Raw genomic sequence first — 15,817 nt, forward strand, 5'->3', positions numbered from 1 at the left:
GGCGTTGATGCTGAAATTTGCGGCGCGGTCGGATGTTGGCAAGGTCCGCTCCAAGAATGACGACTCCGCCTATGTCGGCCGATACCTAGCCGTTGTTGCCGACGGCATGGGTGGGCACGTTGGCGGAGACGTGGCAAGCGCCTCGACCGTCCTTGACCTTGTCCACCTCGACGTCCCGGATACCCCTGACGCCGAAACCGTGCTGCCCGACGAGATCCAGGCGGCCAACCTGGTCCTCAATGAATTGGTCAACGCCAATCCAAAGCTTTCGGGCATGGGAACCACCGTCACCGCGATGTTGCTGACCGGCAATGTCCTGCAGTTCGCCCATATCGGTGACTCACGCGCCTACAGGCTCAAGAACGGCGTTTTTGAACAGGTCAGCCACGACCACACGTTCGTCCAGCGGCTTGTCGACGAGGGCCGGTTGCGTCCTGAGGAAGCCGAAATGCACCCGCACAAAAACGTCTTGTTGCGTGTTCTCGGCGATTCCGATGCGAGCCCGGAACTGGACATCAACCAGTACCCGGTTGAAGCCGGTGAGCGGTGGATGCTTTGTTCCGACGGGCTCAACGCCGTGGTTCCGGACTCAATTACCGAGCGAATCATGCGCGGAACCGCTTCCCTCGAGGAAACCGCAAACGACCTCGTGGAGACCACGCTGGCGCATGGTTCCCCGGACAACGTCACGATCGTGGTCTTTGAAGTGGTCGAGGCCGATCCCGAAACCGACCTGCCCCCCGAAAGCGACGCCGACTCCGCTGCCGAGCCTGCGCCTGACACCGGCCAGCTCACCATTGCCGCAGAAGGCGGCCTGGAGGCCGGTGCCGCCCTTATCCGCCACGAAATGTCCAAGCGCCCCCACCTGCTGGTTGGAGCTGCGCAGCTGGCCACCGAAACGGGCAAGATCCCGGTCGTGACCCAGCGTTCGGGCGAAAAGCGTGCCGCGGCAATCCTCACCCACAAGGGTCCGGGCACCCCAACGGATCCAACCGAAGATTTCGAACAGAGCGAGTCCCGTCCGCGACGCTGGCTGGTTCCCACCTTTCTGGCCCTCATGGCCCTAATTCTGGCTGCGGTGTGCATCTGGGGCTACCTCTGGACCCAAACCCAATACTTCGTGGGGAACCACGACGGCAAGGTTGCGATCTTCAAGGGCGTTTCCCAAGACCTGGGTCCCCTCAAACTTTCCCATGTGGATGCGGTAACCGATATCCCGTTGGATGCATTGCCTGAATACACCCGGCAACGGATCCAATCCTCGCTCCCGGCCCGGGATCTGGCGCACGCCCAGATGATTGTCAATGAGCTGACAGTGACCGTTAAACAGAACTGCCCAGTGGTAGTGCCAGAGCACCCGGGCTCGCCCGCGGCCTTGACTCCACTGCCCTCTTACTGTCAGGAGATCAGACCGTGAGCGAGCTAGAGACGGCGCCGGTCCCACGGCGCAACTTGGAACTGTTGCTCCTCCTTCTTGCCCTAACCGTCGCCATGGCCGCCTACTATCTGGTCGGCATCAACAGCGATGAAGGGTTGAGCAAGGAATTCATCACCCAAGGGCTCTTCCTGGCCGGCCTCGCGCTGGTTTTCCACGTGATTCTCCGGGTTTGGGCGAAATATGCCGATCCGATAATACTTCCGGTCACGGTGGCGTTGAACGGCATCGGCCTGGCCATGATCCACAGGATCGACCTTGCCCGGAACGACAACCAGGCTTTCCGCCAGATCCTCTGGACCGGCGTGGCAATGGTGGTTGCGATGGTGGTTTTGTGGTCAATCCGTGACCACCGTGTCCTGCGCCGCTTCACCTACACCGCGTTGGCTGCTTCGATTGTCCTGCTCCTGCTTCCACTGATTCCGGGACTCGGCATTGAGCTCAATGGCGCCCGCATTTGGGTCAAGTTTGGCAGCAGCCTCACATTCCAACCAGGCGAACTCGCAAAGATCACCCTGGCCATATTCTTCGCCGGGTATCTTTCGTCGAACCGTGAATTGATTCTCCTGGCCGGCAAGAAGATCGGTCCGTTGCAGCTGCCGCGTGCCAGGGACCTGGGCCCAATGATGGTTGCCTGGCTCGTCAGCATCGGCGTGCTGGTTGTCCAACGCGACCTTGGTTCTTCGATCCTCTTCTTCGGCCTGTTCATGGTCATGATCTACGTTGCAACGGCTCGGGTGAGCTGGATTGTCATCGGCACGCTCATGCTCGCCGGCGGCGGCGTTTTCGCCTACCTGACGATGAGCCACGTGACACGACGCGTCAACGGCTGGCTGAACGCTTTCGATCCGGACATCTACTACGCCACCGGCGGAAGCAGACAGATCGTGGAAGGCCTCTTTGGCATGGGCGACGGAGGGCTCCTCGGAACCGGACTGGGCAACGGGAGCCCGTATCTGGTCCCCTTGGCCAACAGCGACATGATCGTTGCGGCTCTGGGCGAAGAGCTCGGACTCATCGGCCTGTCGGCAATCGTGCTGATGTACCTGATCCTGATCAGCCGCGGCATGCGCGCGGCCCTGGGTTCGCGAGACGCCTTCGGCAAATTGCTTGCCACCGGGCTTTCCTTCACCCTGGGGCTGCAATGCTTCGTGGTCATTGGCGGCGTCACCCGACTCATCCCTTTGACGGGCCTGACAACGCCGTTCATGGCCGCCGGCGGTTCATCCCTGCTGGCGAACTGGATCATCGTCGCCTTGTTGCTGTTGATTTCCCACAATTCGCGCCGTCCCATGCAGGCCGGCCTCTCCGCGACCGCCGAGGTCGCCACGGAAGCACCCCGTCGACAGAAACTCACTAAGGAGGCGAAGCGATGAATCAAGCAATCCGGAATACGTGGATAGCGGTAGTGCTTCTCTTCGTCCTGTGCCTGGGCGCGCTGAGCTATGTGCAGTTCTTCGCCGCAGAGGACTTGAACAACAACGCGCTTAACAAACGACAGCTTTTCCGTGAATTCGATTTGCCGCGCGGCGCAATATTGGTCGACGGCAAGCCGATCGCCGAGTCCAAGCCGTCCGAGGGCCAGTTCAAGTACCAACGCGTCTACACCGACCCAGAGCTTTATGCCTTCCTGACGGGGTTCTACTCGCTTACCAACAGCTCGACGCAGCTGGAATCGGTGATGAACGACGAGCTGACCGGGCAAAGCCAGGACCAGTTCTTCGATCGCATGATCAACCTGTTCTCCGGCCGAGCCAACGAGGGCGCCTCGGTCGAACTGACCATTGACGGCAAACTCCAGAAGTTCGTCTACGACCTGATCCCGGACGGAACCCGCGGCACCATCATCGTTTCGGAGCCCAAGACCGGAAACATCCTGGCCATGGCCTCCAAGCCGAGCTACGACACCAACCTACTGGCCGTCCAAAGCTCGAAAGAGGCTGCGGCGAACATGAAGAAGCTGCTCAAGGTCCCCGGGCTTAGCCCGTACGTGAATCCAGCCCTCGGCAACCTGACCGCTCCGGGATCGACGTTCAAGGTCCTGGACCTGGTTGCCGGCATCGAATCGGGCAAGTACGACGCCGACACCGTGATGAAGAACCCGGCGCGGGTGACTCTGCCTGGCAGCACGGCCACCCTGGGGAACTTCTACGGCGGAAACTGTGCCGCAAAGACGGAGGCTCCGCTGTCCTTCATCGTGGCGCAGAGCTGCAACACCCCGTTCGTCGAGATGAGCAAGGAACTTGGCGCCGAGCCATTTGAGAAGGTCACCAAGAACTTCGGCTTCGGCCAGCAGCTGAACATCCCGTTGCGGGTGGTCCCCAGCGTCTTCCCGCCAAATCTCGACCCGGCCGCATTGGCCCAGTCGGTGATCGGCCAGCGCGATGTCAAAGCAACCGCTATGCAGATGAACATGGTTGCCATGGGCATCGCCAACGACGGCAAGATCATGCAGCCGAACTTGATCAAGCAGGTAATCGGCCCGGACTTGAAGGTCCTCTCGGAGACCAAGCCCAAGGAATTCTTGACTGCCACCAGCAAGGACGTTGCCGACCAGGTCACCGACCTGATGCGCGGACCGGTCAAGAGCGGAACCGCTGTCAGGGCGCAGGTGCCTGGCCTGGATATTGCGGCCAAGACCGGAACTTCGCAGATCGGCGGATCCGATCTGGTGAATTCCTGGATCACCGGCTTTGCGCCGGCGGACGATCCGCAAGTAGCTGTGACAATTGTGTTTGAAAAAATCGATTTTAAGACTGGATCCTCGTTGACCAGTCCCAACCTGAAGAAGATCCTAGAGGCGGTGTTCAACCAGTGAGGCCAATTTCCGGTATCACCCTGGGCGGTCGATACAAGCTGACCGACCGTATTGCCATTGGCGGTATGGGTGAGGTGTGGAGGGCCCGGGACCAGGTTCTCGGTCGCCTGGTGGCTATCAAGATCCTCAAGGAGGAATACACCGGTGATCCGGGCTTCCTCCAGCGGTTCCGCGTTGAGGCCCGCCACACGGCTCTCCTGAACCACAACGGCATCGCCAGCGTCTTCGACTACGGAGAAGAAGAGGGCTCCGCCTACCTGGTCATGGAGTTGGTGCCCGGCCAGCCGCTGTCCACCATCATCGAGCGCGAACGCGTGCTGTCTCCGGACCGTGCGCTGTCGATCATCTCCCAAACCGCCAAGGCGCTTGCCGCGGCGCACGTACAGGGACTTGTCCACCGCGACGTGAAGCCGGGCAACATCCTGATGCTGCCCGACGGCCGCGTGAAAATCACCGACTTCGGCATTGCACGCATTGCCGACCAGGTTCCCTTGACTGCCACCGGCCAGGTCATGGGCACTGCCCAGTATCTGGCGCCCGAACAGGCCACCGGGCAGCAGGCCACCGGCAGCTCGGACATCTACGCACTTGGCGTCATCGGCTACGAGCTTCTGGCCGGCCGTCGCCCGTTCACCGGCGAATCGCAGATTGCCATCGCCCTTGCCCAGGTCAACGACACCCCTCCGCCGCTGCCCGAATCCATTCCGGTTCCGGTTCGATCCCTGATCATGTCGATGCTGGCCAAGGATCCCGCGGATCGCCCGGCAGACGCCGAGGCATTGGCCGTTGCTGCCGACGCCATTCGTGCCGGCAATCCGGAGACCGCCACCATGGCAGTACCCGGGATGTTGCTCTTCTCCGGTTCGGATATGGCTACCCAGGCACTGGGGCAGACGCCGATTACGCAGGGCAATGAGACCGTTGCCCTCGAACCCGTGGATGAAACGATTTCCGCTTCGGCCCCGGCCACCAACGCGATGCCCCAGATTCCTGTGCCGGTTTCCGAACAGGCCGCGCCGGAGAACTTTGATTCGCTTCTGGGCGCTTCCCAGCCCTGGGAGCAGGAAGACGAGCCTGCATACCAGCAGGCCTACGAGCAGGCCGACAGCCGTACACCGGTCAAGAAGGGGCGCAGTCCGTGGACCACGCCACTGATTGCCCTGATCGTGTTGGTTGTCTTTGCCGTGATTGGCGCCTTGCTGCTGCCGATGCTCACCGGCGGGAACAAGCCCGTGGAATCTTCCGCAAACACAAGCGCCTCCATCACGGAGTCGACAAAGAGCAGCGAACCCACGACCGAGCCGACAACCGAGTCGCCTTCCAATTCGCCCTCGGAGTCCCCGACAGCCCAGAAGGTTGGTACGCCCAGGCTCTCCGGACTGACGGTCGAAGAAGCCGAAAGCAAGCTCAAGGGTCTCGGTCTTGTGCCGAAGTCCCTGGATCCCGTCAACGATAGGCGCCCATTCGGCACGGTCATCGAGCAGTTCCCTGCCTCCGGCGTCAGGGTGGAGCCCGGAACCGTAGTTACCTATAGGTGGTCTTTGGGTCCTGCCGCGACGGTGGAACCTGAACCGACCGAGACGGAAACGTCGGCACCGCCGACCGAGACAGAATCGTCGGCACCGCCGACCGAGACAGAGACCACGAAAGCGTCGGAGACAAGTGCGCCGCCATCGACGACGTCCGAGTCGCCCAAGGCGAAAGGGGCTGGCGGGGGCATCCTGGGCAATGACAAGACTCCCAATCCGCCGGTGACCAACTAGATGATGATGGTGAATAGACGGTGACCGCGGAACGTATTCTCAACGGTCGCTACATCGTTGGTGAGCTCATCGGCCGCGGGGGCATGGCCGATGTCCATTTGGGGGTCGACCAGGTTCTGGGCCGTAAGGTTGCAATCAAGCTTTTGCGACCCGAAATGGCGCGTGATCCGATGGTCCAGGCCCGCTTTAGGCGCGAGGCCAAGGCCGTTGCCGGTCTGAACCACCCGAACATCGTCTCGGTCTACGACACTGGCGAAGAAAACCGTGAAATCAACGGTTCCTTCGTCGACCTGCCTTTCATCGTGATGGAGTATGTCTCTGGCCGTACGTTGCGCGATTTGAATCGGGCCGGCGAGATAACTGTCGATCTGGCAATCGAGTATGTTTTGGGTGTCCTAGAAGCACTCCAACATTCCCACGCCATGGGAATTGTCCACCGCGACATCAAGCCCGCGAACATCATGGTCACAAGCCAAGGCATGCTCAAGGTCATGGACTTCGGCATTGCGCGCGCCCTGGCCGATGCCTCCAGCACCATGACCCAAACGCAAACAGTGGTGGGTACCGCGCAGTACCTGTCCCCTGAACAGGCTCGCGGAGAAACAGTCGATGCACGAACCGACCTGTATTCCACCGGATGCCTTCTCTACGAACTGCTTACCGGCCGACCACCGTTTACCGGGGACTCACCGGTATCCGTGGCCTACCAACATGTGGGGGAGCACGCTCCCGCTCCCAGCAGCGTGAAGACGACGCTTCCACCGATCTACGACGACGTAGTGATCAAGGCGCTGGCCAAGGACCGCGAGGACCGGTATGTGGACGCCCACGCCTTTGCCGAGGCCTTGCGCAACGCCCGCAACGGGATTCCGCTGCCCCCTGAGGAGCTCACTGCCGTCCTGCCGCAGGAACCCGCTCCCGCCACGGTAATCGACTACGCCGCAGCCGAACCCGAGCAGCCATTCCACACGGGATATCTTGAACCAGTGGCCGCGGAACAGCACTGGAATGAACAACCCATGTGGGAACAGGACCGCTCTGAGCCTGTCGATGACTACCGTGCCAAATCCAAAAAGGCGTGGACCGTGGTGCTCTCGATCATCATGGTTCTGGCCTTGGCCGTTGGCGGCTTGTTCTTCTACAACTGGATGCAGGCCGAAGCTGCACGCAATGCCTTGGTGACTGTGCCTTCCCTTACCAACATGACCCAGGTCGAGGCCGAATCCAAGCTCACCGAGCTGGGGCTGGTACCGAAGTCGGAGGACGTCTTCGACGACAACGTGAAATCTGGGTTGGTGGTTTCCACCAATCCCACTGCCCCGGCACAAGTCGTCAAGGGAACGGCCGTGACCATGATGGTTTCCCAGGGTCCGGAGAGCCTCAAGATCCCAACTTCCCTGGCAGGGGCAACCGAGGTCACCACCAGGGAAACCCTGAAGGAGTTGGGCTTCACCATTGGGTCAGTGACCAGGAAGAACGATCCCGCGATTCCCGCTGGATCGCTGGTGGGAACCGAGCCGTCGCTTGGCAGCCAGGTGAAGTCCGGAAGCAAGATCGACCTGGTTTTGTCCACAGGTCTTGTCGAGGTTCCTCAGTTGTTCAACCTGACAGAAGACGAAGCCAGGGCTCTTCTTTCCGACCCCAAGTATGGGCTGAAAATATTCGTCCAAACGGAAGAGTTTACGCGAGTCGAGCCCGGCACCATCTTCCGCCAGGACCCCGACAGCGGTTCGACTTCACCCCAGGGTGGAACGGTCACCGTGACCGTCGCCAAGGCACCGGTTGTCGAAACCCCCGTCCCTACGCCAACTCCCACGGACGAATCGGATGAACCCGAGGAATCGTCGAAGACCCCTGGCGAAGATCCGGATTCATCCGACGAAGATTCGGAAGACATTCTCCCCGGTGTGGGGGATCTGAACCGGTTCGGTAGCGGCCACGGATTCTCGAACGACTAGGGATCCCTTCCCGCTGCCTGCCCGGCCCCGCCCTGCAATAGCTAGAGAACCCGCCAGAATACCGATTCTGGCGGGTTCTTCTACGACTCGGGGGAGCGGAACGACTTCTAGTGTCCGGTCTCCCTGATCAGCGGGCTGAGGGTTCCCGCGCGTGCTGCCGCCCCAACATGTCCCAGGGATTCAAGCCAGTTGCCAAGCATCTGGTAGCCACCCTCGGTGAGCACGGATTCGGGGTGGAACTGCACGCCCCAGAGCGGTGCCGTGCGGTGTGCCAGGCCCATGATGACACCGTTTTCGGTCTCAGCCGTGATTTCCAGGCACTCAGGGATGCTCGAGCGCACGGCCGCAAGCGAGTGGTACCTGGTGGCCGTGAAAGGGCTCGGGATGTGGGCAAAGATCGGGTGTCCGGTGTGGAAAACCGGCGAGGTCTTCCCGTGCATAAGCTCCTCGGCGTGGGTGACGACCCCTCCGTAGGCTTCTGCCAGCGACTGGTGTCCAAGGCAGACACCGAGCATCGGCTTGAGCGCGGTGCCGCACCACTTGATCATCTCGATGCACACGCCGGCTTCCGCGGGGTTGCCCGGGCCGGGGGAGACCAATACGCCGTCTCGGGCCTCGGCCAGTTCAATGACCTCCGCCAGTGACAAGTCGTCGTTGCGCACAACAGTGGTTTCGGCGCCCAGCTCCTGCAGATATCCCACCAGGGTGTAGACGAAGCTGTCATAGTTGTCGATCACAAGGATCTTGGGTGCGCTCACAGCAGCATCAGGCCAATCGTCGATTCGGTCCACGGGCTGTATTGGCTCAGCCACGGGAAAACAAAGTTCATCAGCAATAGTACGACTGCGACGACCAACGCCGCTGCCAGAATGACTCGAAACCACAACGGGCCCGGGAGATGGGTGAAAATCCACGCATACATTCTTGGGTGCTGCCCTTCCTAGTTTTTCATCGTTTTGTGGACCAGACCGGCGATTTCCGCCGGGGGACCGGCCTCGGACGGGCGCCACGAAGTGAGTTCCGAATACGCGATGATTCGCATCCGTGTGGTGAATGGCGGATGACAGCTGGTCATCGTCAGGATTGAGGAGGTTGCTTCCTGCCCTGGCTCGTTCGGAACGGGAAGCAGCACTTCACCCTGGGACGGGTGGACAATCTCCGTGTTGCGCCATTCATACGTGTAGAAACCCTCGCGCGTCTGCAGATAGATCTTGTCGCCGTCTTCGAATTTGTCGATGTCCCAGAACACCTGCCCGTGGGTTTGCCGGTGGGCGGCAACGGCAAAGTTTCCCGGTTCGCCGGGGGCTTGGGTCTCCGGGTAGTGGCCGATCCCGACGGAGTTCAAGACCTCGGGACCCACCCCGTTGGTTACGGGATGGGCAAAGTCCTTCCCGAAACGGGGGATATAGAAGATGCCGAAGGTTTCCCCGTCCGGGATCTTGGCGATGGGTGCCGGACCGAAGTCCTGTCCGCCGGCGTCACCGACATTGAGCTCTTGGGCAAATTGGGAGGTGGCTTCATTTTGGGCACGGTTTGCGTCGAGGTTCGTCCACCACAGCTCCCAAGCAACAAAGAGGAGCGCAATGATTCCGAGAGTGATGAGAATTTCGCCGAATCCGCCGAGCAGCCGCTGCCCGACGGACGCTTTGGTCCGGAGCCGGGTCTCGGATCGTGTCATGGGGCTCCCTCGTGCTTCCGTGGAGCAACCGTAAACCCGGAAACCTCCAGCTTGAGCAGATAGTATTAGCTATGGGTGGCACGGGATTTGCTTTCCATACCGCCTCTTTAGCCTACCGTTCGGACAACCACTCGGTGGATCGGCCCGAATGACTTAAGACTCAAGGAGATGCAGTGCCTGAATCCAAGACCCGCCGGAAGAACCGCAAGCCACAGGACGGCGGCGAAGCCCGGACCTATGACAAGCCCCTGCCCAAGTGGTACAAGCCGGTGATGTTTGGCTTGATGCTTCTGGGTTTGGTGTGGATCATGGTCTACTACATTTCCCAGACGCTCTTCCCGATCCCCATGATTGGTGGATGGAACATCGTGATCGGGTTTGGTTTTGCCATGATTGGATTCTTCATGACAACCGGATGGCGCTAGTTAACTGCCTTTAGGCCGATGACGCAGCCAACCAGTCCAACGATCAAGACAATCTTTATGGGGCTGATCGATTCACCTCCGAAGATCATGCCGTAGGCCACCGCCAGGGTTGCCCCGATTCCCACCCACACCGCGTATGCGGTTCCGGTGGGGATTTCTTTCATGGCCCAAGCGAGACCGACCATGCTGACGATGAGTCCACCGCCAAAAACGATGGACGGAACGAGCTTGGTGAAGCCTTCAGAGGCGCCGAGCGCAATGGCCCAGACTGCCTCGAACACGCCAGAGATAATGAGGATGATCCACGACATCGCGCGTCACCGATTCCTTTCGGTGGCCGTCTTGTCGCTGTCCGGGTACGGCTCCATCGTCCGGGGAGCGCTTAGGCGCTCCAGCACACCCACAATAGCAACATCCGGGTAACTGAAATAATCCCGTCAAACTCCCAGAAAGGCCGCAATCACATGGTTCGCCCCGAGTCCTCAGTGGATTCATCCGCTGTCCTCAAGCCATCTCCTTCGAAGCTTTCGCCCAAGCGACTCTATGGCTTCCTTGCAGCTGCCGAAATGGTGACGTGGGCACTTCTGATCTTTGCCATGATCATGAAGTACGGTGCCGGCCAGCCGGAGTTTGTCAGGATTTTCGGAATGATGCACGGCGTGGTCTTCATCGCCTATGGTTTGGTGACACTCTTCGTTTGGGCCAACGAACGGTGGAGCGTTTCCCGGGGCGTTCTTGGATTGGCCACGGCGATCATCCCGTTCGCCACCTTGCCGTTTGAGCGTTCCGTCCTGCGCCGCGGATTGCTCAGCGATGCCTGGCGTTTGGCTCCTGGGGGCGACGAACCCCGTGGACCAATTGAGAAAATTCAGGCCACTGCACTTCGCAGTCCGTGGATTGCCGCCACTGCGGGAATCGTCCTGGTCGCCGCAATCACCACGGTGCTGTTGATCATCGGCCCTCCGGGCGGAAGCAAGTAGCCAAGCCCCACAAGACCCGGCCTTCTCCGTCGCTTATTGCGATTCCGAGGCCGGGTTTTTTGTGCGCACATAGACTTCCTTGCGCACGATTGCCACTATGTCGCCGGCATCATCAAGGATCTCGACCACGAACCACGTTGTCGCCTTCCCGGCGTCGGCAACTCGCTTCATGAGCTCCTCAAGTTGGACTTCTTCAAGCTCAAAACGGCAAGACAGGGTTCCATGGCCCGGTTTCAGGAATCTGATTTCCGCGGCTTTGTCCCAGACAACATGGCCGGGTCCCACGTTGTGAAGCACCATCATCATCCAAAACGGATCTGTCATGGAAAAGAGCGACCCGCCAAAATGGGTTCCCACGTAGTTCATGTTCCATGGCCGTTGCCGCATCAGAACGGTCGCCCGGCGCCAGTCTGCGGAAATTTCCTGCACCTTGATGCCTGCTCCCCAAAACGGTGGCCACAGGGACATTCCATGCTTGACGAATCGCGGGTCGCCTGCAAATTTGGGAATGGACTGGCGGAAGGAATTCAGAATTGAGGTCTTTGGCTTCCGATTCGTGGCGTTCATGGATTCAGCCTAGGACCCCTTGTTACCAATAAGTAGGCTACTGATCACTATTTCGTTGGGCCATCAATCCGGCATTCCCTGCAGCGGCAACGACCAAGTCCGTCAACGTATCAAGCGCACGGGACGGAATTTTCCAACGTTGCCAGTACAACTGGACCCTGCTTTCCCATTCGGGGTTTACCGGAAGCAGGGATCCGTCCTTCGGATCCTGGATCTCGGGGATCATGCCCCAACCCAGCGAAGCTGCTACTGCGGCGACGTATTGCCGCGAGTCCGGCACAAAGTGCTCCACAGGGGCACTCTGGCCTGCATCTCCCGGAAGGGTCCTGCGCATCGACAGTTGCAGGTCATCGTTCTTGTCGAAATTGACCATTGGCGCCGCGGCCAATTCGTTGATTGGATCGATTCCCGGCAGCCATTTCCGGATGAAGTCGGCCGAGGCCATCGCACGATAGGTCATGGCCCCAAGTGGCACCGACGAACATCCCTGTACCGGGGTGCTTTTTGTCGTGACAACGCCCATTACCTGGCCTGAGCGCAGCAGTTCCGTGGAATGGGCTTCATCGTGCCGCAGGATTTCGCAGGCAATGAGGTCCTGCTTCGCCAATCCGTGGAGCACGGGGGTGAACCAACTCGCCAGGGAATCTGAGTTCACTGCAACGCTGACCCTCGAAGGCGGCAATGACAGGGATTCGTCCTGTGACATTCTCAGTTGCCGCCGGGCTTCCGCGGACAGGAGCTCTGTTTCACGAGCCAGCCGCAGCAACACGTCACCGCTGGACGTGGGCTTGATGGGGCGCGAGCGGATGAACAGGACGCTTCCCACCTGTTTTTCCAGGGCCTTCAAGCGCTGGCTCACCGCCGATGCGGTGACGTTGAGCTGGCGCGCTGCGCGTTCGAGCGTACCTGCCTCAAGAACCGTCTTGAAGGTGCGGAGTTGTTCGGCGGAGAAGTCCATACTAAGAAATTCTAATGAAGGGTAAGAATAATTAGTTCGACATCTGATAGACGCTCCCATAAATTCGATGAGTGACTCTATTTCCTTTGCTTACAGGTCTTGCCACGGGGCTGTCGCTGATTGTGGCGATCGGCGCACAAAACGCGTTCGTCCTGCGGCAAGGCATACGCCGCGAACATGTCGGCACCGCCGTGCTTATCTGCATGGTCTCGGACATCGTGCTCATTTTTGCCGGCATCGCCGGACTCGGAGCCTTGCTCGGCGTCGCGCCGTGGTTCATCACGGTGGCGCGGCTCGGGGGAGCTGGATTCCTTGTTGTCTATGCTTTTTTTGCTGCCCGGCGCGCACTCAATCCGCAGGCGCTGACCCTGGTCGCCGAGGATTCAGGCAACACCCTGCGCTCCGTCGTGCTCACAACACTGGCACTCACCTGGCTGAATCCCCACGTCTATCTCGACACCGTGGTTCTGCTGGGTTCCATAGCCGCGGCCCAGGGCCCTTCGGGTCGCTGGCTGTTCGGCGCAGGTGCGGCGCTTGGCAGCATTGCGTGGTTTAGTGCACTCGGTTACGGCGCCCGCTACCTACGCGGGTTTTTTGCCAGCCCAGTGTCGTGGCGTGTCTTGGACGGCACCATCGCCATCATCATGTTCGTGCTGGCATTGACATTGCTGCTTCCTGTAATCACGTAGGCCCGAAGCTTCGACATGATGCTTCAGCGGCCTGAATGATGTCTTTACGGTACAGGGTGCCCGTCCTCGTGACAGCGAAACCCAGCCTTTCATACACGCCCCCGGCTCCGGTTGGGCTCTGGGCGTCAACGCTCAGCCCAACCTCTGTAAATCCCTGAGCCAAGGCCGCGGCAATGACGTCCGACATCAACCTGCCGGCGTATCCCTTCCCGCGGGAATCCCGTGCGGTGCCAACGCGAGCCACATACAATTCGTTTGGGACCCATTCAGAACTAAGAACGTAAGACAACGCCCTCGGTCGGAGGCTGCCCGGATGCTCTTCAACCAGTATTCGGGAGTATTCCGCCCTGAACGTGCGGGCGGAAGTCATGGCTTCCCACTCGTCAGCGGACTTTGGCGTGGATCCCCAATGGTCCGCAAATGCTTGGTTGTCGAGCAATCGAATGGACTCCGCCCAATCCGGAGAATATGGAAGCACGGCCAAGGAATCACTCACCCCCAGCTCAGTGGCTGATTTGCGAAAACTTTTCGAATTGACGGTCATGTCTTGGAAATACCGGGCAGGGAGATAGCCCCGGGCCTCGGCCAATGCTCCGGAGCTATGTCCCGGGGTGTTTCCCCACATATCGACGGCGGCCGGGGCTCCGGGATGCAGCTCGGCAGACTTTTGCTTGGCGCGGGACTCCATGATGTCCATCATTTTTGTGCCCAGGCCCTGACGCCGATACTCGAGGCGGACACCGCCGGCAATCGAGACGCGGGAAAGCCCTTCACGCAGCTGGTGCCCCACACGCAGCTGGGCGAATCCCACGAGCCTGTCGCCATCCCACACAGCCACAGTGTCGCGTTCCGGCACCATTCCGGGTTCGTGCAGTTCCTCAAGCAGGTCCTCTGCTTCATAGAACTCGTCGGTGCAATCCACAACGGCAAGGTGGTTGGTGAGTTCCGCCCAGGCCTGAACATTCTCGTTTCGAATCCAGTCGTAGAGCAGGTTCAACGCCGTTTCCCTTCAATGTCATCCGTGGTGATGTTTGCACCTCGTGTAGTCGATTCAAGGTATCTCACCTTCGGCGTCCACCAAAGAGGATTCGGCGGAAACCTAATGATCGGCATCGAAGGACAACAAGCGTGTCGTGGCACTGTGCACAGAAGTTATCAACAGCTGGGGATAAGGCTGTGGGTTATGTCGCATGGGTGCCAAAATTTCGCGGACTTTAGGCGTGCACTCACCGTTCAACTCCGCCGCGGCGAGTTATTAACACTGTGGACAAGGTGTGTGGAAAACGGGTTGCCCCGGGGCGGTGAGAGTTAATTTTCCGCGAGTTCTCGCGGAGTAGGTCATACTTTCGAACATTCCACCATTGATGTCGCCGCGTTCGGAACGGAAGTCGATACACAGGTTGTGCACTAAGTTATCCACAGCTGTGGATGAAATTGTGCATATTGGGGGGAATCTCTCAATTGGCCATCGAAATTTGCGTCGTTGCGGTGCAATGGAGCCCAACTGGACACGTGAATTACACGGGTGTGAGTTATTAACAATGTGGATAACACCTGTGGACAGTTTTCGAATACGTCCCGCTACAGCAGTGGCAGTCGAACGTTTGCAGCTCCCCAAAAAGTCATTGCAACTAGGAGCATTACCACGATTGCAAGCCCTGCCCACTGCATCAACGAGCGATGCGCACCCTTGGGCGCGTAGGCAAAGATCCCCGCGCAGGCCGCTCCAAGGACCAAACCACCAACATGGGCTTGCCAGGCGATGCCCGGGATGATGAATCCGATGGCCAGGTTGATGGCGACCAGGATGGCGACTTGGACCACGGGGATTCCGCGTGATCTCAAGAGAACAAACATGGCAGCAAAGAGGCCAAAAACCGCACCCGAGGCTCCAACGACGGAGACCAACGGGTTGGCTATCAGCAAGACGGCGACCGAACCGCCCAGGGCGGATATCAAATAGAGCGCAAGGAATCTCAACCGGCCCAGCATCGGCTCGAGTACTCGTCCACAGATATACAACGCATACATGTTGAACGCGATGTGACCGATGAAATTGGGGGAGTGCGCGAACGCCGAGGTCAGCATGCGCCACGGTTCGGCAGGAGCATAGGGGCTGGTGAAAACACCCGCATACATGAGTTCTTTTGTCAGCCCGGAGAGCAGCAGCTGCAATCCGAACACGACGACATTGATTCCGATAAGCACGTAGGTCACCATGGGCCGGCCGTCGGTGGCCTTGCCACCGAACACCGTCCGGGTCGTGGGAAGGTTGCGGTTCGATTCTCGGACGCAGTCCACGCACTGCGTCCCCACGGCGGCAGTGACCTGGCATTCTGCGCAAACAGGGCGACCGCACCGTTGGCAGGTTACATAGGATATGCGGTCGGGATGCCGGGGGCACACCGGGGGCGCGAAAGCCGGGTCTTGGTTGGAAAGTCCATACGACATGGAATGCTTCTCCTGCTTGTTTACGGTCGTCGTCCCCTTGGAAGGGTCATTGACCATCCTGCCCCACGAAACTTGGGAACTTGGTTCAATGTGCA

At 59.7% G+C, this 15,817-nt stretch carries 15 protein-coding genes and 1 riboswitch; of the genes, 8 read left to right on the top strand and 7 right to left on the bottom strand.

Annotation, left to right across the window (positions count from 1 at the left end; all coding sequences use genetic code 11):
• The first annotated feature begins 7 nt into the window (after positions 1 to 7).
• From ACIQLF_RS00265 to pknB, 5 genes are read left to right on the top strand one after another with little or no spacing between them, the layout of a single operon-like run.
• Positions 8 to 1,417 (top strand): PP2C family protein-serine/threonine phosphatase, encoded by a 1,410-nt coding sequence (locus ACIQLF_RS00265; RefSeq protein WP_400293576.1) that lies wholly within the window; start codon positions 8 to 10, stop codon positions 1,415 to 1,417.
• A complete protein-coding gene (locus ACIQLF_RS00270) occupies positions 1,414 to 2,811 on the top strand; it encodes an FtsW/RodA/SpoVE family cell cycle protein (protein WP_400293578.1) in 1,398 nt (465 codons plus the stop codon). Before ACIQLF_RS00265 ends, ACIQLF_RS00270 begins: the two co-directional genes overlap by 4 nt.
• 32 nt (positions 2,812 to 2,843) lie before the next feature.
• Complete coding sequence (locus ACIQLF_RS00275) at positions 2,844 to 4,253, top strand: penicillin-binding transpeptidase domain-containing protein (RefSeq protein WP_400293580.1); 1,410 nt, start codon at positions 2,844 to 2,846, stop codon at positions 4,251 to 4,253.
• Positions 4,250 to 6,016 (top strand): protein kinase, encoded by a 1,767-nt coding sequence (locus ACIQLF_RS00280; RefSeq protein ID WP_400293582.1) that lies wholly within the window; start codon positions 4,250 to 4,252, stop codon positions 6,014 to 6,016. Before ACIQLF_RS00275 ends, ACIQLF_RS00280 begins: the two co-directional genes overlap by 4 nt.
• A 20-nt stretch (positions 6,017 to 6,036) precedes the next feature.
• Positions 6,037 to 7,974: a Stk1 family PASTA domain-containing Ser/Thr kinase gene (gene pknB / locus ACIQLF_RS00285; RefSeq protein ID WP_400293584.1), complete on the top strand. Its 1,938-nt coding sequence runs from the start codon at positions 6,037 to 6,039 to the stop codon at positions 7,972 to 7,974.
• Positions 7,975 to 8,081: 107 nt separating this feature from the next.
• On the opposite strand, the gene ACIQLF_RS00290 is transcribed toward pknB, so the two are convergent.
• Together ACIQLF_RS00290 and ACIQLF_RS00295 are read right to left on the bottom strand one after the other, a co-directional pair.
• Positions 8,082 to 8,732, bottom strand: coding sequence for an anthranilate synthase component II (locus tag ACIQLF_RS00290; protein ID WP_400293586.1), 651 nt, complete (start codon positions 8,730 to 8,732; stop codon positions 8,082 to 8,084).
• A gap of 182 nt (positions 8,733 to 8,914) precedes the next feature.
• Positions 8,915 to 9,652, bottom strand: coding sequence for a class E sortase (locus ACIQLF_RS00295; protein ID WP_400293588.1), 738 nt, complete (start codon positions 9,650 to 9,652; stop codon positions 8,915 to 8,917).
• 173 nt (positions 9,653 to 9,825) lie between these two features.
• On the opposite strand from ACIQLF_RS00295, the gene ACIQLF_RS00300 reads away from it, so the two are divergent.
• On the top strand, positions 9,826 to 10,077 hold the full coding sequence (locus ACIQLF_RS00300) for a cell division protein CrgA (RefSeq protein ID WP_400293590.1): 252 nt from the start codon (positions 9,826 to 9,828) through the stop codon (positions 10,075 to 10,077).
• Here ACIQLF_RS00300 and ACIQLF_RS00305 read toward each other — a convergent pair.
• A complete protein-coding gene (locus ACIQLF_RS00305) occupies positions 10,074 to 10,388 on the bottom strand; it encodes a DMT family transporter (RefSeq protein ID WP_400293591.1) in 315 nt (104 codons plus the stop codon). The two genes, ACIQLF_RS00300 and ACIQLF_RS00305, sit on opposite strands and share 4 nt — an antisense overlap.
• Before the next feature lie 21 nt (positions 10,389 to 10,409).
• Positions 10,410 to 10,473, bottom strand: a riboswitch (guanidine-III (ykkC-III) riboswitch).
• 68 nt (positions 10,474 to 10,541) lie between these two features.
• Between ACIQLF_RS00305 and ACIQLF_RS00310 the strand changes: the two genes are divergently transcribed.
• On the top strand, positions 10,542 to 11,057 hold the full coding sequence (locus tag ACIQLF_RS00310; protein ID WP_400293592.1) for a DUF3817 domain-containing protein: 516 nt from the start codon (positions 10,542 to 10,544) through the stop codon (positions 11,055 to 11,057).
• Positions 11,058 to 11,090: 33 nt separating this feature from the next.
• Here ACIQLF_RS00310 and ACIQLF_RS00315 read toward each other — a convergent pair whose 3' ends face one another.
• Both ACIQLF_RS00315 and ACIQLF_RS00320 read right to left on the bottom strand, forming a co-directional pair.
• Complete coding sequence (locus tag ACIQLF_RS00315) at positions 11,091 to 11,624, bottom strand: DUF4442 domain-containing protein (RefSeq protein ID WP_400293593.1); 534 nt, start codon at positions 11,622 to 11,624, stop codon at positions 11,091 to 11,093.
• 37 nt (positions 11,625 to 11,661) lie between these two features.
• On the bottom strand, positions 11,662 to 12,642 hold the full coding sequence (locus tag ACIQLF_RS00320; RefSeq protein WP_400293594.1) for a LysR family transcriptional regulator ArgP: 981 nt from the start codon (positions 12,640 to 12,642) through the stop codon (positions 11,662 to 11,664).
• Between the two features lie 11 nt (positions 12,643 to 12,653).
• On the opposite strand from ACIQLF_RS00320, the gene ACIQLF_RS00325 reads away from it, so the two are divergent.
• A complete protein-coding gene (locus ACIQLF_RS00325; protein WP_400293596.1) occupies positions 12,654 to 13,271 on the top strand; it encodes a LysE/ArgO family amino acid transporter in 618 nt (205 codons plus the stop codon).
• On the opposite strand, the gene ACIQLF_RS00330 is transcribed toward ACIQLF_RS00325, so the two are convergent.
• Entirely contained in the window at positions 13,264 to 14,268 is a 1,005-nt protein-coding gene (locus tag ACIQLF_RS00330) for a GNAT family N-acetyltransferase (RefSeq protein ID WP_400293598.1), read from the bottom strand. The two genes, ACIQLF_RS00325 and ACIQLF_RS00330, sit on opposite strands and share 8 nt — an antisense overlap.
• 584 nt (positions 14,269 to 14,852) lie before the next feature.
• Positions 14,853 to 15,572, bottom strand: coding sequence for a rhomboid family intramembrane serine protease (locus tag ACIQLF_RS00335; RefSeq protein WP_400293599.1), 720 nt, complete (start codon positions 15,570 to 15,572; stop codon positions 14,853 to 14,855).
• Positions 15,573 to 15,817: the final 245 nt, after the last annotated feature.

It is taken from the genome of Paeniglutamicibacter sp. NPDC091659, assembly GCF_044756805.1.
In the GTDB taxonomy this organism is placed as follows: Bacteria; Actinomycetota; Actinomycetes; order Actinomycetales; family Micrococcaceae; genus Paeniglutamicibacter.